This is a genomic window from Nostoc sp. (assembly GCF_036917555.1).
Lineage (GTDB): Bacteria > Cyanobacteriota > Cyanobacteriia > Cyanobacteriales > Nostocaceae > Nostoc.
In genome coordinates this window covers 1-22,288 of sequence record NZ_JBALDD010000027.1, presented here as the reverse complement: position 1 = coordinate 22,288, position 22,288 = coordinate 1, and the positions used below count along the sequence as shown (strand labels likewise).

At 40.5% G+C, this 22,288-nt stretch carries 20 protein-coding genes and 1 pseudogene; 10 read left to right on the top strand and 11 right to left on the bottom strand.

Annotation, left to right across the window (positions count from 1 at the left end):
• Positions 1-77: 77 nt before the first annotated feature.
• Positions 78-518, top strand: a complete 441-nt coding sequence (locus V7K60_RS12610; RefSeq protein WP_334925940.1) for a DUF4332 domain-containing protein — start codon at positions 78-80, stop codon at positions 516-518.
• A 52-nt stretch (positions 519-570) separates the two neighbouring features.
• Here V7K60_RS12610 and V7K60_RS12605 read toward each other — a convergent pair whose 3' ends face one another.
• On the bottom strand, positions 571-1,188 hold the full coding sequence (locus V7K60_RS12605; protein WP_334925938.1) for a TetR/AcrR family transcriptional regulator: 618 nt from the start codon (positions 1,186-1,188) through the stop codon (positions 571-573).
• A gap of 151 nt (positions 1,189-1,339) precedes the next feature.
• Between V7K60_RS12605 and V7K60_RS12600 the strand changes: the two genes are divergently transcribed.
• The 4 genes from V7K60_RS12600 (at position 1,340) to V7K60_RS12585 (ending at position 7,275) form a co-directional block, all read left to right on the top strand.
• Positions 1,340-3,166, top strand: coding sequence for a M16 family metallopeptidase (locus tag V7K60_RS12600; protein ID WP_334925936.1), 1,827 nt, complete (start codon positions 1,340-1,342; stop codon positions 3,164-3,166).
• A 26-nt stretch (positions 3,167-3,192) separates the two neighbouring features.
• A complete protein-coding gene (locus V7K60_RS12595; protein WP_334925935.1) occupies positions 3,193-4,710 on the top strand; it encodes a M16 family metallopeptidase in 1,518 nt (505 codons plus the stop codon).
• A gap of 449 nt (positions 4,711-5,159) precedes the next feature.
• Complete coding sequence (locus V7K60_RS12590) at positions 5,160-5,807, top strand: Uma2 family endonuclease (protein ID WP_334926005.1); 648 nt, start codon at positions 5,160-5,162, stop codon at positions 5,805-5,807.
• A 265-nt stretch (positions 5,808-6,072) separates the two neighbouring features.
• The gene (locus V7K60_RS12585) at positions 6,073-7,275 is read left to right on the top strand and encodes an alpha/beta hydrolase (RefSeq protein WP_334925933.1); all 1,203 of its coding nucleotides are present in this window, start codon (positions 6,073-6,075) and stop codon (positions 7,273-7,275) included.
• A gap of 45 nt (positions 7,276-7,320) precedes the next feature.
• On the opposite strand, the gene V7K60_RS12580 is transcribed toward V7K60_RS12585, so the two are convergent.
• Positions 7,321-7,956, bottom strand: a complete 636-nt coding sequence (locus V7K60_RS12580; protein ID WP_334925932.1) for a hypothetical protein — start codon at positions 7,954-7,956, stop codon at positions 7,321-7,323.
• 310 nt (positions 7,957-8,266) lie between these two features.
• On the opposite strand from V7K60_RS12580, the gene V7K60_RS12575 reads away from it, so the two are divergent.
• The gene (locus V7K60_RS12575) at positions 8,267-8,698 is read left to right on the top strand and encodes a biotin carboxylase (RefSeq protein ID WP_334925930.1); all 432 of its coding nucleotides are present in this window, start codon (positions 8,267-8,269) and stop codon (positions 8,696-8,698) included.
• 271 nt (positions 8,699-8,969) lie between these two features.
• Here the strand turns inward: V7K60_RS12575 and V7K60_RS12570 are convergent, their stop codons facing one another.
• The 3 genes from V7K60_RS12570 to upp all read right to left on the bottom strand — a co-directional run bounded on the left by V7K60_RS12570 (position 8,970) and on the right by upp (position 10,446).
• Complete coding sequence (locus tag V7K60_RS12570; protein WP_292785188.1) at positions 8,970-9,239, bottom strand: YggT family protein; 270 nt, start codon at positions 9,237-9,239, stop codon at positions 8,970-8,972.
• Between the two features lie 128 nt (positions 9,240-9,367).
• A complete protein-coding gene (locus V7K60_RS12565) occupies positions 9,368-9,721 on the bottom strand; it encodes a hypothetical protein (protein WP_334925928.1) in 354 nt (117 codons plus the stop codon).
• Between the two features lie 74 nt (positions 9,722-9,795).
• Entirely contained in the window at positions 9,796-10,446 is a 651-nt protein-coding gene (upp, locus tag V7K60_RS12560; RefSeq protein WP_334925926.1) for a uracil phosphoribosyltransferase, read from the bottom strand.
• A gap of 285 nt (positions 10,447-10,731) precedes the next feature.
• Between upp and crtH the strand changes: the two genes are divergently transcribed.
• Positions 10,732-12,234: a carotenoid isomerase gene (gene crtH, locus V7K60_RS12555; protein WP_334925924.1), complete on the top strand. Its 1,503-nt coding sequence runs from the start codon at positions 10,732-10,734 to the stop codon at positions 12,232-12,234.
• On the opposite strand, the gene V7K60_RS12550 is transcribed toward crtH, so the two are convergent.
• Both V7K60_RS12550 and V7K60_RS12545 read right to left on the bottom strand, forming a co-directional pair.
• Entirely contained in the window at positions 12,235-12,624 is a 390-nt protein-coding gene (locus V7K60_RS12550; protein WP_334925922.1) for a hypothetical protein, read from the bottom strand.
• Between the two features lie 64 nt (positions 12,625-12,688).
• On the bottom strand, positions 12,689-13,639 hold the full coding sequence (locus V7K60_RS12545; RefSeq protein ID WP_334925920.1) for a hypothetical protein: 951 nt from the start codon (positions 13,637-13,639) through the stop codon (positions 12,689-12,691).
• A 291-nt stretch (positions 13,640-13,930) separates the two neighbouring features.
• Here V7K60_RS12545 and V7K60_RS12540 point away from each other — a divergent pair, with 291 nt between their 5' ends.
• Both V7K60_RS12540 and V7K60_RS12535 read left to right on the top strand, forming a co-directional pair.
• Positions 13,931-15,292 carry a serine hydrolase gene (locus tag V7K60_RS12540; RefSeq protein ID WP_334925918.1) on the top strand — a complete coding sequence of 454 codons (1,362 nt, stop codon included), beginning with the start codon at positions 13,931-13,933 and terminating at the stop codon, positions 15,290-15,292.
• A gap of 391 nt (positions 15,293-15,683) precedes the next feature.
• Positions 15,684-16,007, top strand: a complete 324-nt coding sequence (locus V7K60_RS12535; RefSeq protein ID WP_334925916.1) for a CVNH domain-containing protein — start codon at positions 15,684-15,686, stop codon at positions 16,005-16,007.
• A 208-nt stretch (positions 16,008-16,215) separates the two neighbouring features.
• Here V7K60_RS12535 and purT read toward each other — a convergent pair whose 3' ends face one another.
• The 4 genes and pseudogenes from purT to V7K60_RS12515 all read right to left on the bottom strand — a co-directional run bounded on the left by purT (position 16,216) and on the right by V7K60_RS12515 (position 20,843).
• Positions 16,216-17,379 carry a formate-dependent phosphoribosylglycinamide formyltransferase gene (gene purT, locus V7K60_RS12530; RefSeq protein ID WP_334925914.1) on the bottom strand — a complete coding sequence of 388 codons (1,164 nt, stop codon included), beginning with the start codon at positions 17,377-17,379 and terminating at the stop codon, positions 16,216-16,218.
• 65 nt (positions 17,380-17,444) lie between these two features.
• On the bottom strand, positions 17,445-17,927 hold the full coding sequence (locus V7K60_RS12525; RefSeq protein WP_334925912.1) for a pentapeptide repeat-containing protein: 483 nt from the start codon (positions 17,925-17,927) through the stop codon (positions 17,445-17,447).
• A gap of 157 nt (positions 17,928-18,084) precedes the next feature.
• Positions 18,085-19,851 (bottom strand): annotated as a pseudogene (locus V7K60_RS12520) (ABC transporter permease subunit).
• 44 nt (positions 19,852-19,895) lie between these two features.
• Entirely contained in the window at positions 19,896-20,843 is a 948-nt protein-coding gene (locus V7K60_RS12515) for an ABC transporter ATP-binding protein (protein WP_334926003.1), read from the bottom strand.
• A gap of 577 nt (positions 20,844-21,420) precedes the next feature.
• On the opposite strand from V7K60_RS12515, the gene V7K60_RS12510 reads away from it, so the two are divergent.
• A partial coding sequence (locus V7K60_RS12510; protein WP_334925910.1) for a hypothetical protein occupies positions 21,421-22,288 on the top strand: 868 nt, incomplete at its 3' end.

Below are 22,288 nucleotides of genomic sequence, written 5' to 3'. Positions count from 1 at the left end.
ACTAAACCGCAAAAGCGGACTTTTGCGAAGAAACAACTGTCACAATATTTAAACAAGCCTATATTTTTATTTCAAAAATGTCTGCTAAACACAAAGATAGTAGAACTGCTATCCAATCTCGTGATTGGCCAATTGAGCAATTACCTGGATTGAGCCATGAGGAACAATCTCAACTCCAAAATTGTGGGATTACAAGCACAGTAGCCTTAGTCAAACAAGGGAAAACTCTAGAGTCAAGACTAGCGTTAGCAAATAAACTACAGATTCATCTTCAGTATGTAAATAAATGGATGGCTTTAGCTGACTTGGCACGCATTCCCAGTGTCGGCACAGAATATTGTGGTTTATTGCTTCATGCAGGTATTGGTTCTGTAGTGCAGTTAGCTCAAACTCCGACTCACAGATTGCACCAACAAATTATGCGCTTGCAAGTAGCAACAATGCAGCGCCGAGATTTGTGTCCAGCAATTGAGCTAGTACAACAGTGGAGTCAGCAAGCTAAAGCAATCATTAGTTAGGAGTTAGGAGTTAGGAGTGAGGAGTTAAAACTCATAATTCATAACTCATAACTTATAACTCTTTAGCTAAAACACCATTAAGGAAGATATCAGCAAGTCCTTCGGCCATTTCCTGCATTTGTTGGGGAGAGGCGTCAGGTTCGATGAGGGTATTGTTAGAAAAACCTGCGATCGCAAACATTCCTAAGAAAACTTTTGCAACTAGCTTCGCGTCTGTTTGACGATAAATACCTTTATCCATCGCTGTTTGAAAGAACGCTTCACCGACATCAGTCATTTTAGTAATCACTTCTAATTGAATGCGATCGCGCAAATCGGGGTGAAACTGCACCTCCATAAAACAAACACGCATTAAATCGGCATTTTTTTGAAAATTCCACATCCGACGGCGCATCACCTGAGCAACGGCTTTATAGCTGCCCATTTCACTTAATTCTGTGAGCAAATCTGTAAGAATCTCTACCCAGCCACTCGTGGCTACTTCCACCAAAATTGCTTTTTTATTCGGAAAATGACGAAATAGAGTACCTTCAGCTACACCTGCCGCTTGTGCTAAGTCGCGGGTAGTAGTACCGTCAAATCCCTGAGAGGCAAACAACCGTTGCGCTGCCTGTAAAATCCGGGTGCGCGTCTGAGCCTCTGAGGGCGGGGAAGAATTAAAAACTCGCATAACAGTTATGGTTAGATATCCGTAACAAGACTTGTAGCATTATTGTCTAATGTCAAGTGCAAAGAGCCACTGAAAGCTTAATACAAGATTAACGTTCTTTTGCTGAGTATCCTGTTATTTAGGTAATGTAACTTTATCTTAATTCTCGCTTATGAACCAAAGTAGTCAGTCAATTTTGGATTTTATACTTCGTCGTGAGCACGGCTCGACTGAGCGATCGCAGAATATCTTAGTCGAACGATTGGGGACTTTCCTGCGGAACGCTACGCGAACGACTTCTCTACGAGACGCTACACGTAGCTTGCTTCCCCGCAGGGGTACGCTCAGTCCTTCTCTACGAGAGGCTGCGCCAACGACTTCGCTCAGGAACCATCGAACGATTTTGAATTGCTCAAATCGAGTATCTGTCATATTACGGCGGTTATTTGTCACTTTGTTGAGTTTAATTATCTTCTCGTGGGGATTGCTGCCAGAAGTCGCTCTAGCTCAAACTCAGACAGCACCTCCTCAAGAAGCTAAAACTCAAACCCCGCCAGTTCAAAGTTCAATCCAACCTTATCTCGATCGAGTTATTAAGCAATTAACAGAGTTTCGCCTCGACAATGGTTTGAAATTCATTGTCTTGGAACGACATCAAGCGCCCGTGGTTTCTTTTCTTACTTATGCAAATGTTGGTGGTGTGGATGAGCCAAATGGCAAAACTGGTGTTGCTCACTTTCTGGAACATTTGGCGTTTAAAGGTACAACGCGTATTGGTACACAAGACTACAAAAAAGAAAAACCGCTACTAGATACCTTAGAGCAGTTGAATACTCAAATTAAAACAGCGAAAGCCGATGGCAAAAAAGCTGAGGTTGTTCGGTTACAAACTCAGTTTGAGCAAGTGGAATCGCAAGCAGGTAAGCTAGTCAAGCAAAATGAATTGGGGCAAATTGTCGAACAAGCGGGAGGCGTGGGTTTAAATGCCAACACTTCAACCGAAGCCACTCGTTATTTTTACAGCTTTCCTGCCAATAAGCTAGAACTTTGGATGTCGTTGGAGTCGGAGCGATTTCTCGATCCGGTAATTCGTCGTGAGTTTTATAAAGAGAAAGATGTAATTTTAGAAGAACGACGGATGCGGGTGGAGAATTCACCCATTGGACAGATGGTGGAAAAGTTTATCGATGTTGCTTACAAAGCCCATCCCTACAGGCGTCCAGTGATTGGTTATGACGAAGATATTCGCAATCTGACACCAGAAGATGTCCAAAAGTTTTTTGATACTCACTACGTACCAAGTAATTTAGCGATCGCTATTGTCGGAGATGTCAATCCGACTCAGGTGAAAAAACTGGCGCAAACTTATTTTGGCCGCTTTCAAGCCAAAACCAAAGCTGTTGAAGAAATTCCGGTGGAACCGCCACAACAACAAACACAGGAAGTTAGTTTACAGCTACCTTCTCAACCCTGGTATTTAGAAGGTTATCATCGTCCGGCGATTACCCATCCAGATAATGCCGTCTATGAAATCATTGGCAGTTTATTAAGTGATGGACGCACATCACGGCTATATAAATCTTTGGTAGAAAAGCAGCGTTTGGCGCTAAATGCTCAAGGTTACAGTGGATTTCCTGGAGATAAGTACCCAAACTTGATCTTTTTCTATGCTCTCACATCTCCTGGTCATACAGTTGATGAGTTGGCGGTGGCCTTACGTCAAGAAATTGAGAAATTAAAAACTGAGCCTGTGGCGGCGGCTGATTTGCAACGGGTGAAAACCCAAGCACGAGCGAGTTTGTTACGTACTCTCGATTCCAATATGGGGATGGCTCAACAATTATTGGAATATGAGGTGAAAACTGGCTCTTGGCGGAATTTGTTTAAGCAGTTGGATGACATTTCAGCGGTGACAACGGCTGATATTGTGCGCGTGGCAAAGGAGACTTTTACGCCGAAAAATCGCACGATTGGGAAGCTGTTGTCGAAAGAAGCATGAAAAACGAACCGCAAAGGAAGAGAGATATGCAGAAGTACAAGGTGAAAGGTAAAAGGCAGATAGCGTTGAAAATTCAAAATAGGAAGGGGTTGATTTATGCTTTGGTTGCTGTTTGTGCGTGCTTACTTTTAACTTGTAATTTTTCTCTGGCGGCGACGGCTGAGGCGAAACATTACACAGAATTGCAGCTACCACCGCTACCTGAGATTAAGTTACCCAAGTATGAGCGGTTTGTGCTGCAAAACGGCTTGGTTGTATATTTAATGGAAGATCATGAGTTACCCTTGGTGAATGGTACGGCGTTTGTACGGACAGGGAATCGCTTGGAACCAATGGAGAAAGTTGGGTTGGCTGGTTTTACAGGCGGGGTAATGCGAACTGGAGGAACTAAGAACCATTCGCCTGATGAACTCAACGAGATATTGGAACAACGGGCAGCATCTGTGGAAGTTGGTATTGGTGAAGCTTCTGGTAGTGCTAGCTTTGACGCACTCAGTGAAGATTTAGAAACAGTGTTTGGGCTGTTTGCTGAGGTACTGCGATCGCCTGTATTTGCTCAAGAAAAGCTAGACTTGGCGAAAACTCAAGCCAAAGGTGGCATTGCCCGTCGTAATGACAATCCAGATGGGATTGCTAATCGAGAATTTAAGAAATTACTCTATGGGAAAAATAGCCCTTATGCTCGCACGATAGAGTATGCAACGGTGGATAAGGTTGAGCGTGAGGATTTGCTCAAGTTTTATCAGCAATATTTCCACCCCAATAATATAATTTTGGGGATTGTGGGGGATTTTGAGAGTAAGAAAATGCGATCGCTCATTCAAGCTAAGTTTGGCGATTGGCAGCGTAATCCAGGTATTGCTAAACCCACATTACCAAAGGTTTCGCCAGCTAATACAGGTGGAGTCTTTTTTGTCAATCAGCCACAACTGACGCAAAGTAGTGTGCTTATCGGGCATTTGGGCGGACGTTTCGACAATCCCGATTATGCAGCACTGGATGTGTTGAATGGAGTGTTAAATGGATTTGGTGGACGCTTATTTAATGAATTGCGATCGCGTCAAGGTTTAGTTTACTCTGTCTACGGCCAGTGGAGTCCCCGCTACGATTATCCTGGCATATTTATCGCTGGTGGAGAAACGCGATCGGATGCTACCGTCCAGTTTGTCAAAGCTTTACAAGCCGAAATCAAACGCACCCAAACTCAAAGAGTGACAGCAAAAGAACTGGCTTTTGCCAAAGAGTCTACACTTAACTCTTTTGTGTTCAACTTTCAAGACCCCAGCCAAACCTTATCACGGTTGATGCGATACGAATATTACGGCTATCCTGCTGATTTTCTCTTTCGCTATCAAAAAGCCGTCGCCGCCACCACAGCAGCCGATGTGCAACGGGTAGCACGAGAATATCTCAAGCCAGAAAAGATTGTGACTCTAGTAGTGGGGAATCAAACCGCCATTCAACCGCCATTGACACAGTTAGCTAAACAGGTGACACCAATAGATGTAACGATTCCTGGTTCGCAGCCACAGGCGAAGAATTAATAGCATAGATAGGTAGACACTCAATATACCTCTTGACAAAATGCAAAATTTGCCCCCCCTGCGGGATATTGCTACATCCCCCAACCCCTTCTCCCAAAATTGGGAGAAGGGGAGCCAATTTCGAATCTTAATAAGTCGGGGATCTTGTTGTTCAAATAATTTTCTTCATTATCGGGAAATGATTGAGGACAAATTGGAGTAACAAGTAGAAACTAAATCAGGAACCAAAGCCTCTGGGAACTCCAGAGGTTTTTTCTTTACCTTATTGATCTTTTTCGGAGCGATCGCTCCAGCATACACTTCTATAAAAGGCTTCTTCAAGCAAGCGATGTTTAACGACAAGCTGCGGCCTATCTGAGAATCTAGCGATGAAGCAGCAAAAATTGTCGCAGCGAATTATTGAATTAAAGTAAGCTAAATTTAGGTTTTAGCTACTGGGAGCGAAGATGATGTTGTTGGAATTAAAGCGCATCTATGTTCCACCAGGACAAAGAGTGCTACTACGAGATGTAACCTGGCAAGAATTGGAAGCAATTCTAGAGGATTTAGGGGAACACCGGGCAGCACGAATTGCTTATGATAAGGGAATACTGGAGATTATGGCACCACTGCCAGAACATGAAGACGATAAAGAAATTATTAGCGATTTAGTCAAAGCTCTTTTGGAAGAATTAGACATTGAGTTTAGATGCCTTGGTTCTACCACTTTCAAAAACCAAGCAATGACTCAAGGTATAGAACCCGATCAGTGTTTTTATATAAAAAATGAATCTAAGATTCGTGGCAAAAAGCGGCTAGATTTAGCAGTAGACCCTCCTCCAGATTTAGCTATAGAAATTGATATTACTTCTCGTACTCATCCTAATATTTATGAAGCGTTAAAAGTCCCTGAACTTTGGCGTTTTGATCGAGGAAAACTCCAAATTAATATTTTGCAAGATGGGCATTATGTCGAATCTCAACAAAGCCTAAATTTTCCTCTATTCTCATTAATTGAAGCGATTCCCCAATATCTGGAGCAAAGTACAACAGTAGGTAGAAATGCAACGCTCAAAGCTTTTCGGATTTGGGTACAAAAACAAATACAACAGCAATAACTTATGCCGTCACTAGAATTCACAACATACAGCGGATTTAAATTTAGTGATGTACACAAGCTAAGTCTCCAATCTAGGTATAAGGCAATACATTTAATATAAACCAAAAACCCAGATGTAGAGACGCGATTTATCGCGTCTTGAAAGACCAATCATCTAGACTTCTGACTCCTGAATTCTTAATTCTACTGTATAACTATTGCCAACCTTAGCATTAGCGGATAAATTGTACTTCTTTGAAGTCATTACTACCGCATTTTATTCTATGTTTGCTAAACCCAAAATACTTTTATCATCGCTTGCATTATTACTCAGTTTTGCAAGTCTATTTCTTAGTGCTTGGATTATTCTTCCTGCTCCAAATATGTTTTTACTCACGCTAGCAGTAGGAGCGCCAGAAGTCAGTCCTTGGTTATTATTATTAAATTTGCTCTTTTTATTGCTGTCTTTATTCTATATCCGTCGCCGTCAGCTACAACGTTTAGTTTGCATTTTTAGTTTAATCGGATTGCTAATTTGTGGATGGGTGCTAGTGAATATCGCACCAACTCAAATGCAGATGGCTAAAGCGATGAAACAAGGGTTGGGAGAAAATTATCTAGAGCAAATTCCAGTCCAAGTAAGGGCTAAGATGCAAATCTATCCCTTTGACTTAATTAATTTCTTTCGGGGTATTGCATTAGGTAAAACACGTCATCAAAAAGATATTCTCTTTGCTTCTCCTGAAGGAGTGCCTTTAAAAATGGAAGTTTACCAACCCCCAGAGGTAGGGAAATATCCAGCAGTGGTAGTAATTTATGGTGGAGCTTGGCAATATGGTAATACTCATGCCAATAGCGAGTTTAATCAATATATTGCTAATCATGGATATACGGTATTTGCGATCGACTATCGACACGCACCTCAATATCAGTTTCCATCTCAGTTAGATGATGTGCGTACAGCCCTAAATTTTATTCGCAAATATGCAGCTGAATATGAAGCCGATTCCGAACGTATGGTACTTTTAGGACGTTCTGCTGGGGCACATTTAGCAATGCTAGCGGCTTATCAATCCGATGCACCACCTATTCGTGCTGTGGTGAACTATTACGGGCCTGTTAACTTAACTGAAGGATACAAAACACCACCAAATCCCGATCCTATAAATTCTCGCGCTGTTTTAAAAGCATTTCTTGGTGGTTCTTTAGAAGAATTGCCTAATCAGTATAAAATTGCTTCACCGATAAATTACCTAACGCACCCTTTACCGCCAACTTTATTAATTTACGGCAGTCGTGACCATTTAGTGGAAGCGCGATTTGGCAGACAGATGTATAAAGAGTTACATAACTCTGGCAACACTGCGGTTTTTCTAGAAATTCCTTGGGCAGAACACGCTTTTGATGCTGTTTTCAACGGTGTGAGCAATCAATTAGCGTTGTATTACACTGAGAGGTTTTTGGCTTGGGCGTTGTTTAGGCAATGATTTTATTCGCAGACTCATTCACAAGTATTAAAAACTCAGCACTCCTTACTCCTTTTGAGGCCAGCGCCAATTGTAGCGATTCCATTCATACATTCCTTGAATTTCATACTCAGCGCCGTTAAAGAAGCGGACGACGCAATTAGTAGAGGAATCATCGCGTAGGCGTAGGCCGTCGTAGACATCGCTAATTTCCTTTACCTTAATCACCATACAGGGAAACCATTCCCGCTTACAAGGCCCATCCTCCTGCACCCATTCCCATAGTGCATTGGAAACTTCAATGCGATCGCCTACTCTTAACTTTAGTGCATCCTCAAAATAAGAATACTTATCAAAATGATATGACTCAACCCGATTCAGCCACTGTAAACCATAACGTTGGCGAATAAATTGTACTGTTCCAGAGTCATTTTCTAGTAACCAGTCATTGAGTAATTGCACTTTCCAAGTGCGGTTGCGTTGTTCTTCATCCTTAACAAATTGTAAAAATGCTTCTAACTCCTCTGGGGTAAGTTCATCTAAGGGATTGGCAATATTTGACTTCTCAGAGGCAGAATTTCCCTGAATTTGCTCGACCATTTGCAGTAATATCTGTTTCTGCGTGTCAGTGAGAGGACAGCTTGCGGCATCACAACTATTAAAGGCTGCAAGCATAGCTGTTTCAATCTCATCTGGAGTCATAAGTTAATAGCAATTAAAGGCTTATTCCCCTAATTATTACAAATGTTAAACTCAAGTCTCCAATCACCCTGTAGTTAAATATAGACATTCTGATTACCAGCGATATGCCCCCGCCTGTGCTAGTGGTTAAAGCCGTCACAGAGCGATACCTTCTTTTCTCCTGTCGGAGACGCTGTGCGAACGAGACGCTACGCGAACGCTAACGCAAAACTTTTCGGTCTACTGACGGAAGTACAGAAGAGAGAGTAGGGGTATGTTGTAAGCTGAGGTTATCAGTTAATAATTATTGAATTAACTCACGGGGTCTTTTATGCGGTTGCGTTCACTCACGGTCGTTTTTATTTCATGTCTCATTACCTTTCTATCGTGGGTGATTATTCCCCCAGCTGTAGCCCTGACACAGATTAAACTATTTGATGTCTCTTATAAAGATTGTCCATCAGAACTAGCACAAGGCGCTGTTATCAGTAGTGGTAGTGCTGCTGCCAATTGTTTTCTTGTCGTTGGCAAAGCAGAAAATGGCACTAATAAAACAGTCTACGACGCAGATATTTTTGGACGCATCTATGATGCCAATAATGACTCGGTAATGCAAAACCGCACTCGCTTAGGCTCTATTACTGAGGTACCACCAGGTATTAGCGATTTTGAATTGAGAATTTCTGTACCTGCGAATCAGCCTACTCCATTAAAACTAAAGCAGTTCAAGGCTGCCGGGTTTAGCGGTCAAGTCCGTATGTAATTCGTAATTTGTAGTACTCGCCAAAGGTGAGAAACAGGCTAGGTAATTAACGTAAGTTGCTAGTTAGTGTCCCATAACGGTATCTTGCATGATACAAAACCATAAGTTTTAGTATTACTAAATACTAAAACTTATGGTTTTGTACTTAAAAATAAGCGTTTTTTGATAACTAGCAACTTGGGTTAATTAGTAATTTGTCAAAAATTGTAGAGACGTTAAATACACAAGCGTCTCTACACAATTCTTTACCAAGGTAGTAATCAAAATCTTTCTATAAGGGCAGGTTAGATGGAATGGCACTCAGAAGCCCAGTAACTACATTGAGTGCTAAGAAAGCTAAAATCGGCGAAAAATCCATACCACCCAATGGGGGAATAATTGAGCGGAATAGATTCAGATAAGGATCGGTTATCTGGGCTAAAGCAGCAAATGGCTGGTTATACCAATTGATTGTCGGGAACCAGGTTAGCAAAACTCGGATAATTAGCAAATAGCTATAAAAGGTGACAAAGGTAATTAGTGTCGTAATCAGTAAACTCATGGATAGCTTTGTTTCCTACTAGGTGTCAAACGCGGTCTTATCTTCCTAATTTTAATTTAGTCCATGTCATGGTGTTTGCGGATTTCACGTTTACCACACTTGACACTTTCACCACGCCTGAACAAACTTCAGGAGTCTTTAGTGAGAGAGCGGTCATTGGTTGCTTGGGGTGAACTACTATTCACTTTTCCCAGTTGATTTCGCACTTCATCAATTGTGGCATTTAGCTGGGCAATTTTATCTTCTAGCGATCGCCTGGCCGTTTCTATACTGTTGCTCTCGCTTTCTGAAGCTTTCATCTGACGCCGCTTTGCTGCTATTTTCTTAGCTTCGGCTTGGCTATCTGTCAGTTCTGTCTCCTCTTCTATTAGCAATTCTGGATCGCGCCGAGAAGCAATCAGTGCCCCGATAACACCACCAAATACGCCACCAACAAACGCCCCTGCTACAAAACCACTGCCAAAACCATCTCGCTGACTCATATCTTTACCGCCTTCACAAACCTTGCAACTTTTACAGTAGTTATGCTATTTTCCTGCCCTAGCTGCATACTAGCTTAAGTCCCAAAAATGCGATCGCCTGCATCTCCCAATCCCGGTACAATATATCCCTTGCTGTCCAGTTTTTCGTCAATAGTAGCGGTGTAAATTATTAAACCTGGATAAGCTTCACTCAATTTTTGCAAAGCTGGTGGAGCCGCCACTACACAAACAATCCGTGTTAGGGCTGGATCGGCACCCCGTTGTGTCAATTCTGCCATTGCTGCCATAATTGACCCTCCTGTTGCCAACATTGGATCGGTAATTAACACTCGTGTTTGGGGGTCAAATTTTTCTGGTAACTTGTTCAGATAACAATGAGGTTGCAGTGTCTCTTCATCTCGCGCCAAGCCAAGGTGGTAAATCGATGCTAAAGGCAGTAAAGTCTGCGCTCCCTCTAGTAATCCTAGCCCAGCCCGCAGAATCGGCACTACTGCCATAGGCACTTGCGGATCAATCACTGTTGCTGGACAGGTATCTAAGGGACTTTGTACTGCTGTTTCTTGAGTCGGCAACCAGTCTCGTGCAGCTTCATAAGTCAGCCATCTTCCCAACTCAGTCATGGCACTGCGGAACAATACTGAAGGCGTGCCTGCATCACGGGCAACTGCTAGCCAGTGCTTGATCAGGGGATGGGGTGGAACATAAACGCGCAATTGTAGCGTCATAGCCAGAAATAGGCGCCTTTTTATTGTATAACAACTGAAACACCATAATACTCTTTCCTGCATCCGGCTGACAGCTTAAAATTAACAATCTCAAATTTATTGATAAAATATTTCATTAGTAGTTGACATTAATTCTCAATCAAGGCTATATTCTTATACAGTGTTCTCCTCTCTTTTAAGGATCGGCAGACGGGATTAGTCAGCAGTAGCAGGCTCGTCCCTCTTTTTTTTGATTAGGGCATTGGGCATTGGGGATGGGGGAGAATAACTAATGACTAATGACTAATGACCAAAATGCAAGATATTGATGCGATCGTGATTGGGTCTGGGATTGGCGGATTAGTAACAGCGACCCAGTTAGCGGCGAAGGGAGCGAAAGTGCTGGTACTGGAACGTTATTTGATTCCAGGTGGTAGCGCTGGTTATTTTGAACGCCAAGGCTATCGATTCGATGTTGGCGCATCAATGATTTTTGGACTGGGACAGAACGGTACTACCAACTTACTCACCCGTGCATTATCAGCGGTAAATGTTAGCCAAGAAGCGATCGCAGATCCGGTACAGATTCACTATCATCTACCCCAAGGTTTAGACCTGAAGGTTGACCGGGTTTATGAAAAATTTTTGCAAAATCTTACTGCTCATTTTCGCCATGAAGAACAAGGGATTCGTCGCTTTTATGACGAATGCCAAAAAGTATTCAAGTGTCTCAACAGCATGGATTTGCTGTCACTGGAAGAACCTCGGTATTTACTGCGCGTATTTTTCCAGCATCCTTTGGTGTGTCTCGGTTTAGCCAAGTATCTGCCCCAAAATGCCGGGGATGTGGCGCGGCGTTACATCAAAGACCCGCAATTATTGAAATTTATCGATATGGAATGTTATTGCTGGTCGGTGGTTCCATCAGACATGACACCAATGATTAATGCTGGAATGGTCTTTTCTGACAGGCATTATGGCGGAGTTAACTATCCTAAAGGCGGAGTCGGACAAATTGCCCAAAAACTGGTCGAAGGTCTAGAAAAGGCTGGAGGTCAGATTCAGTACCAAGCTAGAGTCACCAAAATTCTCACAGAACAGGGAAAAGCTGTAGCTGTGCAACTGGCTAATGGTAAAGTATATCGGGGTAAACGCATAGTTTCTAATGCTACACGCTGGGATACATTTACACAATTACTACCAGCAGAAGAAATGCCACATAATGAGAAAAAGTGGCAACAAAACTATCAAAAATCTCCTAGCTTCTTAAGTTTGCACATCGGGATAAAGGAGTCAGTTTTACCTGCGGGGACAGAGTGTCACCATATTTTGCTGGAAGACTGGGAAAAGATGACAGCAGCAGAAGGCACAGTGTTTGTTTCGATTCCCACATTGCTTGACCCAGATTTAGCACCAAATGGATATCACATCATTCATGCCTTCACGCCTCACTGGATTGATGATTGGCAAGAACTTTCTCCAAGTGAGTACGAAGCGAAGAAAGAAAAAGCGGCTTGGCGAATTATTGACCGCCTAGAGAAGATTTTTCCCGGTTTAGATGCCGGATTGGATTATTTAGAAGTGGGGACACCACGCACCCATCGCCGCTTTTTGGGTCGTGAGGATGGCACTTATGGGCCAATTCCCCGACGTAAGTTGTGGGGGTTATTAAATATGCCCTTTAATCGCACAGCTATTTCAGGACTTTATTGTGTAGGGGATAGTACCTTTCCGGGTCAAGGGTTGAATGCAGTCGCTTTTTCTGGGTTTGCTTGCGCCCACCGCATTGCCGTAGATTTAGGATTTTAATTACAGGAACAGCTTACGCAGAAAACCTAGTAAACGGATAGCCAAATCTATGTTTACCTGAGTTTTATGCGCAGTCTCAATTTCCTCTAATATTTTCTGCATTTGTGCCAGATTTTTTGGATTGATGCCGATGATGCTAACATTTATAATTGCTGCTCTTACTCGATCGAGAGTAAGTTTGCATTCGCTAACTGCTCTCTCCAACTTATTTACTTTTTCCCAGTTTTTTTGACGTTGTGCGTTGACAAGTTCAAAATTAAGCTGAAAGAGAATATCTTGTAATTTGTCTTCTGTATTATTGAGTTTTTCTAAATCGATTTCATTGCTAGTAATTTCTTTAAGCTGAAAAATTATTTCTGCAAAAGTATCTAAAATATTATTGGTGGACATTATCTATATATTCAGTTAATTTTTGAACGTTACTCATGACTCATGACTAGTTGTACCTTAAAAATTATTGGCATAATTGAGAGTTTGGTGGTTGCACCTGTCTGTTTCTGAGAGATATTTCTTTCATAAATTCTTTTAAAACTTCATCTTTATTAACTTCTCTTTCCAGAGTGTGAATATTCCTAAGTGTTGAATTGTAATTGTTACCAGTTAAATTGGTAGCTACGCCAACAATCTGAGTAACTCTAGCAGCAATAACTTCAAAATTAAGATTAGGATAGTCGTCAATAAGTTCTGAAAGTTTTCGCCCGGTGTCAGCTGCTGCCAAAAGTTTCGAGATAGATTCATTCAAACTTTGTTGTTCAGCAGCATTAACTTTTCGCCAATCATCTATCTTTTCAAGAACTTGACGCTTAATTTCTTCTGCTTCCAGTTGTGAAGATATACTTAACTTTCTATATCGTTCACCGAGATACTTTAGCTTGGAACTAATGATTACCCGTTCCCAATCCATTGGTCTTGGTGGTCTTTCCTGAATTCTTTTGGCTAAAATTAGCATTTTTACTGTTAGACATCTTGCTGGCTGGGCAGTTTGAGCAACTATCTTTTTACTTTCATAATCAATTGTTTCCAGCTTGTTAAATACATCAACGGCTGTATCATATTCTGCTTTCAAAGCGTCGAGTGTTTGATCGACATCTGATGACTGGAGATTTTGCTGACTTTCTCCGGTGATAATGCTATTTACTTCTGTAGGAATTCCGAATTCAATACTGGTATCAGTTAATAATTGATCGACAACTAAATTATCATCTATAGGTAAATTATTCAGTTGGTAAATTTTCTTCACTGATGTAATAGCATCAGCTGTTCGATAGCGAAAAGTCTCAGCAGTTACTCGCAGCATCGCTCGTTTTTCAGGCGTACAACCGCTGATGGTGAAACTGATAGTACAGGCTACTATACAAAATTTCCATAAGCTGAATTTCTGGATATAGGAAACTCTCATAGACATACTTAGCTGTGTCCAGATAAAATTATTACTTATTTATATATGAGATAATTCCGTATAAAAATGCTCAAAAAGCTAATTGCGTCCGAATTAAATCTTTTTTCCCAATCAGCTGGAATTTTTAGTAACCGTAAAGTATTACAGAATACTTGTATACTGATTAAATTAAATACTTGTTGTAACAGATGTTTTTGCGTGTAAACGCATAATTTACAAAACTTTTTATAATTGTGCTTTAATGGTGGGCGGCTTTTGTTCGTTCCAGAGTCTTCCTCACACACAAAGCGATCGCTGATGCTACTCACACACAAAGAAAATATTGTAAAATTTAGCTGGCTTCTACCCAGCTTCTTAAGCTTGATCCTGTTTGGCTCTACTGTAAAGGCTAATGCTGCGATGCCTGCGGCGGGCGTAGCCATCGCAAATTGGCATTTTGATAGCAATCGTAATCATCTGGACTTCACCACAGATGAGAATGTTCAACCGAAGGTACAACTACTTACCAACCCGACTCGTCTGGTAATTGATTTGTCTGGAGTTACATTAAGATATCCACAGACTAGTCAAAGAATGGGGTTAGTAATTAAAGACATTCGCATCGAGCAGTTTAATGCAGAGACTACCCGCATGGTAGTTACTTTAGCACCCGGTTACACCTTTGATTTAGCACAGGTGCAACTGCAAGAGGAATCCCCTAATCATTGGTCTGTGCAGTTACCCAAACCAATACGATTGACTGCAACCCAGCCGCAATATCTAGAGATAACTCCGAGTATTTCTCCAAGAGTGAATGATAATAGCACTCTCTTTGCTGGCGTGGTTCCAATGCATTCACCGATGAAAGCGCTGGAACCTCAAATTAAAGCCTTGATGAGTCGCTACAGTTTTCTGAAAACAGGAATGTTTTTTCTGGATTTGGATACTGGAGATTATTTGGATATTGGAGGCGATCGCGTTTTCCCCGCTGCTAGTACAATCAAACTACCAATACTCATCGCCTTTTTCCAGGATTTAGATGCTGGTAAAGTCACCCTTCAAGAAAACCTGACTATGCGGCGTGACTTAGTTACCAATGGTTCTGGAAGTATGCAATATGAGCGCGTTGGGAAGAAGTACACAGCTTTGGAAACCATCACTAAGATGATTACGATTAGCGATAATACTGCCACCAACATGATTATTGATCGCTTAGGTGGAGCAGCGCGACTAAATCAGCGCTTCCGTAGTTGGGGACTGAAAGACACAGTAATTCGCCATCTTTTAGCTGACTTGAGGGGAACCAACACCACAACTTCTCAAGATATGGCGCGGGTGCTGGCTTTACTTGTGAATAACAAGTTAGTTTCTCCACAAAGTCGAGAACAAGCCTTAGATATTCTGCATCACACCACAATTCACACACTGCTTCCCGCTGGTTTGGGGAAAGGTGCTGTTATCGCTAACAAAACTGGAGATATCGGCTTTCTCATCGGTGATGCAGGATTTGTCACTATGCCCAATGGTAAGCGTTACCTGGCGGCTATCTTTGTCACCCGTCCTTATAAAGACACAAGAGGGAGAGACTTTATCCGTCAAGTTTCCCAGCTTGTTTACGATTACCTGAATCAGGCTAATCCAGTTGCTGCGGTTGATTCGCCTAACAGCGCTACGAGGTAGGAAACGCTATGGCCAGACTTGGTTATTTATACAAATACCAAGTCTGCCATCCTAGATAAACACAAATGCTTTTTTATCAGTATTTATCTGGGATTTATTTGCTAGTAGAGAAATATTAGGTACTTTACGCCTCAGAAAATCATCATAAAGTAAGTTTTAACAATCATTAATAAAAGTTCTTAAATATATTTGTTGTCAAAAAAAATCGTAGTGTAGAATACTAAAAGTCAACAAAGGTATATCTATTTGAATAAGAGGTTTTGCCAGAAACCTCTCATTCAAATAGATCAGGCTATGTTTCTTTTGTTGGCTTTGTAGCAAAAATCAGAGCCAGATATTAAGTATAACATATGTGGCTTGAGATTGTACTGAATCAAAGGAGTATAAACAAATGAGTAGCAGTTATCAATTAACTTGCAAAAACATCTCTATTGATGGAGATAAACTCTCAGCCAGTTGTCAAAGGCGCGATGGTTCTTCTTGGAATGAAACCTCAATAGCCTTGAAGGGGATTGAAAACATTGATGGCAACTTAGAAGTTACTAACCCTGACCAAGCTAGTAGTTATCAATTGAGTTCTAATGACATTTCTATTGATGGAGATAGACTCTCAGCCAATTGCCGTAGACGCAATGGTTCTTGGAACAAAAGCTCAATAGTCTTAAATGGAATTGAAAACATTGATGGGAACCTAGACTACACAGGTAGCCCTTAATTAGTTTTATTTCCATTAGCTTGCGACCATCCAAGATTTTGTCAAAGGATGCAAAAAACTATAACCTCAGTTTGTAGATAACAGTATCCTTGCAAAAATTAAGATATACCCTCTCAAGAGCAAATCAAAAGTAGTGACTTGCAGAATCTATTACTGAGAATTTTTACTCAATTATAGATAGCAAGTCACTACTTCATAGTACAATAAATTAGACTAATTTAATTTTATTGGCTGCTTTCGTAGCCTTTTCCCTAGCCTCTTGGACATTCACACCCTTGGCCAAAGCTACGCCCATTCGCCGATATGGATGAGCATTAGGTTTACCAAATAATTTAATATCTACATCTTTTTCTGATAAAGCATCGGCTACACCACTAAAAGCAATAAAATCAGATTTTTCTGAAGCTAAAATTACTGCACTAGCTGAGGCTCCTAGCTGTTCTATGTGAGGAATTGGTAAGTCTAAAATAGCTCGTAGATGTAGTTCAAATTCATTGAGATTTTGTGAGATTAATGTCACCATTCCCGTATCGTGGGGTCTAGGAGAAAGCTCTGAAAAAATCACTTCATCTTTAGTAATGAAAAATTCAACGCCAAAAATTCCGGCTCCTCCTAAAGCATCAGTAACTTTTATGGCTATTTCTTGGGATTTTAATATTTTATCTTCAGAAATTTCTACGGGTTGCCACGATTCTTGATAATCGCCTCTTTCTTGGCGATGACCAATAGGAGAGCAGAAAATTGTCGGTGCATTCCACTGTTTAATTGTCAGTAAAGTTATCTCAATTTCAAAGTTAATAAATTCTTCTACAATCACCTTTTGACTGTCTCCTCTAGAATTAGCGATCGCATAATTCCAAGCTTTCTCAACCTCACTCTTATCCTGCACTACCGATTGACCTTTCCCTGATGATGACATCACAGGTTTAACAACATTAGAAAAGCCAATTTTATCCGAAACTGCAATCAATTCTTCTATAGTTGTTGCATAACCATATTTAGCTGTTCTGATGCCCAATTGTTGATGTGCCAGTTCCCGAATTCTATCGCGGTTCATTGTATAGTTAGTAGCAGCCGCAGTTGGAATAACTGTAATCCCTCGCTGTTCAAATTCGATCAATTTTTCCGTTCGGATTGCTTCAATTTCTGGTATAATAATATCTGGCTGATGTTTTGTCACTACAGCTTCTAAATCATCAGTACTGAGCATAGAAATAACTTCATAAGCATCAGCAACCTGCATTGCCGGAGCATTGGCGTAGCGGTCAACAGCAATCACATAATTACCAAGACGTTGAGCAGCGATCGCAAATTCTTTACCTAGTTCTCCTGAACCCAGCAGCATCAATTTTTGGGGCAACTTAATACTCATTAACTTATCCAAGTCAATCTCAATCCAATAATTTTATAATTTTTTGTGTTTTAATTACCGTCTTCTCAATAATTAAATATAGCTTTTCGTAGTTGTAAATCTTGACGTTGTAGCTGAGTTAAACCAGTACCTACACCAAGCTGACACTTATCTACTAGAGTCTCTAACCAAATAGTCTCGTTCAGAGTTGCACCTCGTAAATCTGCATTTATCAAATTGGCTTTCGTAAAATTTACAAATAAAAGGTCTGCATTTACTAAACTACTACCTTCTAGATTTGCTTCTGACAAATTTCCTCGAATAAAGTTTACTCCATCTAAAATTAAACCAGATAAATCTGCTCCTATAAGATTAGGAAACTTCAGCTGACTAGGATATTTAAAAAACCGCATTATACAAATGATATTTGCTTCATTCAGTTGTATTTTTGTTAAAAAATCATAACGGGCTATACCCAGTTGCTTGAGAATTTGCAGACGCTGTGAGGGACTTTGTTCTAAAAACTGGATAGCTGTGTAGCGCAGGTCTTGAGTAGGGATATTTAACATTATTTTCAGATTGTTGTGATACTTGTGCTGATTAAAAATTTAACAGCCGATGTAGGCAAATAATAGATAACATAGCAGTCCTAAATCATTTGTGAAAAACAAGATCCCCGACTTTTTTAAAAAGTTGGGGATCTAACGTATATCGATAACTACTTACTTAACGTCCTGCCAACAATGCTTTTGTAGCAGATTCGCCTGCTAATCTCACCTGCCTTGTCAACTGGAAGTTCAACAATGCTAAAACACTCAAATCAGCTAAGAGTGCCATAAAAACTGTTGTTACCCCAGCGTATTTTATAGCTGTCCAAGGAAAAGTTGTAAACATCCATACGGTAGAATATTTCCATGACGAGATACCAATAAATTCTAGAATCATCGGTGGTAAAAACATTACAGTACCTAAAGTCCCAATTGCCCAAAAAGAACGCTTAGGAGTTTTCCGCAAAAGTATCAATTGGAAGATGGTAGCGTAAATCATCATTAAGCTGATAGACAAAGCTATAGTTAAAAGTACTTTAAACCTGTCAATCTCGTTAACAATCTCAGTTCGGCCATTGTTTGCGTCAACAACAGATGTAAGTAAAAGCCAAACTAACCAAGGAATAGCAGCAATTGTCAAATTAATAGCGATCGCCACAAGTGCAGGGCTTTTTTCAGACCAAATTAGATCCTGCCAAACACTCTTATGGTTAGAAACTCCCTGATGTCGATATCTTGCCCAATCTTGTACATCTTGACGATGAGGGGAAAGAACTGCAATTAAACTTAAAATCAACACCAAGTTGTAGACTGCCAGCAAAACAAAATTTCCCGCAACCTGTTCATCCCATGTATCATTATTATTCCCATTTTGTAGAGCAAATCCCCATGTCATCAATTGGCAAAAAGCTACTAGTAAATAACTTTGCTTCTTGCTGATTATTGAGGCTTGAGGATTACGGAAGCAACGTTTAAGAGCTTGCAAAATACCGTAACTACACAATCCGAAGTTTAATAAATGGAAACCAACAACACTAATAACACTTGTTCCTAATGGTAAATAGAAAAACTGCAAGTTTTTCAGGGGAGAACCATTGGATATATGGAACAAGTTAGGAAATAGATAATTTGTTACATCCCAAGGAGCAAACAGCCTCAACCAAGCTGTTGAATTATATCAAGCGCCTGAATGATCTGATGATGTTATCTGAAAGGTTGTCAACAAGAAAAGGAAAACTGCACCACTACCTAACCAAGGTTGAAAACCACTAAACCAACGACTAACTAAGCCAAACAGTAGCGCAGCGCTGTAGAAGAAAATACAGCTAGCAATAAGAATTGCGTAATAGCTCAAAATGTAGCTAAAGGCAATTTTGGCAGAAAGTCCAGCCCACAAATGTAAAGGAACTGCTACTAAAACAGTCAGATAAATTAAACTTGGAACTCCTAGCAACTTACCAGTCAATATACTTGTTTCTGACTAGGGATTAAGACGGATAAAATTCAGCGTACCGCGAGTTTCTTCTTTGGCTAAATCGTTGATTAGTAAATAAGTTCCTGCAATTAATAGTGTAAATCCAAAAATTACAGTAAAAGACAGGAATATATATTCCCAATGGTCTCGCCACCACAACTGCCAATTAATTTCATTTTGTGGACAAAAATTTTTTGATAGGAAATTATTGAATTCATTAATTATATATTGATCTGATTGCTGGTAAAGCCGATTTTGTTGCTGTTCATATACTTGACGCAGATTACAGTATGTGGCAGTTAACGAGTATCTATCACCAGGAGATTCGCGCAACTGATATAAAAAAACTACTAATTGCAGTATTAGGGAAGTTGCAAATGCGATCGCAACATTAAAAAATTTCAGGCGTCCTTTGAGTTCCCACAATAGTTGCGGATTCCAATCGCCGATTCTGTCTATTATGGGCATCATAGTAAAAACTTCTCCAAAAATGGAGAGTGATATTTATTGACGTATCAAGATGCTTGTTTGTGACCTAATTTTAAGAAAATACTTTCTAAGTCTTCTTGCATACAGTGAAAATCAGTCAGAGGAATGCCTGCTTTGATGAGTGATCGCAATAACTCAGCACTATCTTCATCTTTTCCCGAAAAATTCACCCGCACACTGTTTTTTCCTGGTATCACCTCCCACTCTTCTACTAAATGATGTTTTAATTCGCTTAAAAGTGCCTCTATATTCCCTAGAGTTGATATCACAATTTGCTGATGGGCAAGACGTTGATAAAGTTGCTGTAGGGAAGTACTTTCTACCAAGAAGCCAAGTTCCATAATTCCCACGGATATACAGAGTTCCGCTAAATCACTAAGAACGTGGGAAGAAATGATCACAGTCATACCAGCTTCTTGCAAAGCCTTGATGATTTCTCGGAAGTGCATCCTGGCGATGGGGTCAAGCCCAGAAACAGGCTCATCTAGTAATAGTAAAATCGGTTCGTGGATAATGGTTCGCGCTAAACTTAGGCGCTGTTTCATCCCCCGCGACAGAGTAGAAATCTGACTATTGCGTTTATTACCAAGTTGGATCAGTTCTAAAACTTCATGTAAACGTTGAGTGCGCCGTGGTTCTCGCAAGCGATAGAGACGCGCAAAATAATCTAAGTAATCCCAGACTGTTAGATCCTCATATAGCGGGTAGTCATCGGGTAAGTAGCCAAGACGACGCTTAAGTTTGGGATTACTTTTATCACGGAGTAGGCGATCGCCATTAATATAAATCTCACCCGTAGTTGGTTCCTCAGCAGTCGCCAACATACGGATGAGAGTTGTTTTACCCGCACCATTTGGCCCAATCAATCCATATACTTCCCCCGCCTGGATCTCTAAATCAACGTCATTGACAGCAACGTGTCGGTCAAATTGCTTAGTCAGTCCACGGGTGCAAATTGCTAATTCTTTTACCATCGCTGCTGGGGTGCGGCTTGTGATTAACACTTAACCTAACCTCTTTCTACAACTTCTGTCAGGCTTGTTTCAGAAATTGAAACTGCTTTACGTAAAGTTGCTTTGAGCAATACTTTGAACGATTTTTAATTGAGGGAATCGGCAAGCAAGCTATCGAACCGTTAAGGTGCTGATTAGAACAAACAAGCACCTTAATGGTTCGATAGCTGTATGGAAACTGATAAACTCCGCAGAAACCCTCAATTTATCACTTGTGCTTTGCTAATTCCTCGTCATAGCCGATCTCAAAGTAGTATTGCCACCGTTGTTTATCTGTCAAGCTTTATTTAACTAAGTGTTCTAAGTGATTTATAGCAAAATTACATATATTTTTTTTTAGATAATTTATAAACAGTGTTAATACTGGTGACAAAAATATTAATACTGTTAACTCTTCATGAAATTGAAGGAAACTAGCCGTCATTTCACCAATTGAAATTCAATTAATAAAACTAGTAAATTCGCTACTTACAAATGCTATTCAGACTACTTAGGATGAGAAGCGAAACAAACATTAAGATTTTACCTGGAGTTATCAATGAATAAGCAACTTTCTACTAACACTTTATTTATTGTCATTAGCTTGCTTGGAGTATCTTCTGCTATCACACCTGCTTCAGCTAGCTTGACAAGTACAATAACAGCAGTCACAAAAACTGAAGTTCCTAAAACAGTACAAAGTGTAACCACAACCACTAATACTGCTGAAGTCGGAAAAGGCGTTAAAGCTACTGTCCAAGAGACAACTAATACCACCGTTGGACAATTGGCTGGAGTTGCAACTGATTCTAAAACAACTGCACAAGTAAAAGACCCAAGTCAAGTTAAATTACCATCCTTGGATAACCTAACACAGCTCGTCCAAACCACTGGTCAAGCTGCGGTTGTAATTAAAGCCGATCAACAAAGTACTCAAGCTGATGCAAAAGCCGACCTGGGAGTACAAATCGCTGATTTAGCTACAGTCGGTATCTGTTTAGACGCTAATGCAACATTAGGAATTGCTAATAAAAATAGCTCGGCTAATTGTTCCAAAGCTGTTGAAACTCCACCTGTTGGCGTTGTAACTTTAGCTGCTGCTTTTCAAACTTTACAAAGTGTAACCACAATTACTAATACTGCTACTGCTGAAGTTGGAAAAGGCATTAAAGCTACTGTCCAAGAGACAACTAATACCACCCTTGGGCAATTGGCTGGAGTTGCAACTGATTCTAAAACAACTGTACAAGTAAAAGACCCAAGTCAAGTTAAACTACCATCTTTGGATAACCCAACACAGCTCGTCCAAACCACTGGTCAAGCTGCGGTTGGAATTAAAGCCGATCAACAAAGTACTCAAGCTGATGCAAAAGCCGACCTGGGAGTACAAATCGCTGATTTAGCTACAGTCGGTATCTGTTTAGACG

Bases quoted from the DNA above. Each gene is read 5' to 3' on its own strand.
- V7K60_RS12610 (WP_334925940.1), top strand. From the start codon at position 78: ATGTCTGCTAAACACAAAGATAGTAGAACTGCTATCCAATCTCGTGAT.
- V7K60_RS12605 (WP_334925938.1), bottom strand. From the start codon at position 1,188: ATGCGAGTTTTTAATTCTTCCCCGCCCTCAGAGGCTCAGACGCGCACC.
- V7K60_RS12600 (WP_334925936.1), top strand. From the start codon at position 1,340: ATGAACCAAAGTAGTCAGTCAATTTTGGATTTTATACTTCGTCGTGAG.
- V7K60_RS12595 (WP_334925935.1), top strand. From the start codon at position 3,193: ATGCAGAAGTACAAGGTGAAAGGTAAAAGGCAGATAGCGTTGAAAATT.
- V7K60_RS12590 (WP_334926005.1), top strand. From the start codon at position 5,160: ATGTTGTTGGAATTAAAGCGCATCTATGTTCCACCAGGACAAAGAGTG.
- V7K60_RS12585 (WP_334925933.1), top strand. From the start codon at position 6,073: ATGTTTGCTAAACCCAAAATACTTTTATCATCGCTTGCATTATTACTC.
- V7K60_RS12580 (WP_334925932.1), bottom strand. From the start codon at position 7,956: ATGACTCCAGATGAGATTGAAACAGCTATGCTTGCAGCCTTTAATAGT.
- V7K60_RS12575 (WP_334925930.1), top strand. From the start codon at position 8,267: ATGCGGTTGCGTTCACTCACGGTCGTTTTTATTTCATGTCTCATTACC.
- V7K60_RS12570 (WP_292785188.1), bottom strand. From the start codon at position 9,239: ATGAGTTTACTGATTACGACACTAATTACCTTTGTCACCTTTTATAGC.
- V7K60_RS12565 (WP_334925928.1), bottom strand. From the start codon at position 9,721: ATGAGTCAGCGAGATGGTTTTGGCAGTGGTTTTGTAGCAGGGGCGTTT.
- upp (WP_334925926.1), bottom strand. From the start codon at position 10,446: ATGACGCTACAATTGCGCGTTTATGTTCCACCCCATCCCCTGATCAAG.
- crtH (WP_334925924.1), top strand. From the start codon at position 10,732: ATGACCAAAATGCAAGATATTGATGCGATCGTGATTGGGTCTGGGATT.
- V7K60_RS12550 (WP_334925922.1), bottom strand. From the start codon at position 12,624: ATGTCCACCAATAATATTTTAGATACTTTTGCAGAAATAATTTTTCAG.
- V7K60_RS12545 (WP_334925920.1), bottom strand. From the start codon at position 13,639: ATGTCTATGAGAGTTTCCTATATCCAGAAATTCAGCTTATGGAAATTT.
- V7K60_RS12540 (WP_334925918.1), top strand. From the start codon at position 13,931: ATGCTACTCACACACAAAGAAAATATTGTAAAATTTAGCTGGCTTCTA.
- V7K60_RS12535 (WP_334925916.1), top strand. From the start codon at position 15,684: ATGAGTAGCAGTTATCAATTAACTTGCAAAAACATCTCTATTGATGGA.
- purT (WP_334925914.1), bottom strand. From the start codon at position 17,379: ATGAGTATTAAGTTGCCCCAAAAATTGATGCTGCTGGGTTCAGGAGAA.
- V7K60_RS12525 (WP_334925912.1), bottom strand. From the start codon at position 17,927: ATGTTAAATATCCCTACTCAAGACCTGCGCTACACAGCTATCCAGTTT.
- V7K60_RS12515 (WP_334926003.1), bottom strand. From the start codon at position 20,843: ATGGTAAAAGAATTAGCAATTTGCACCCGTGGACTGACTAAGCAATTT.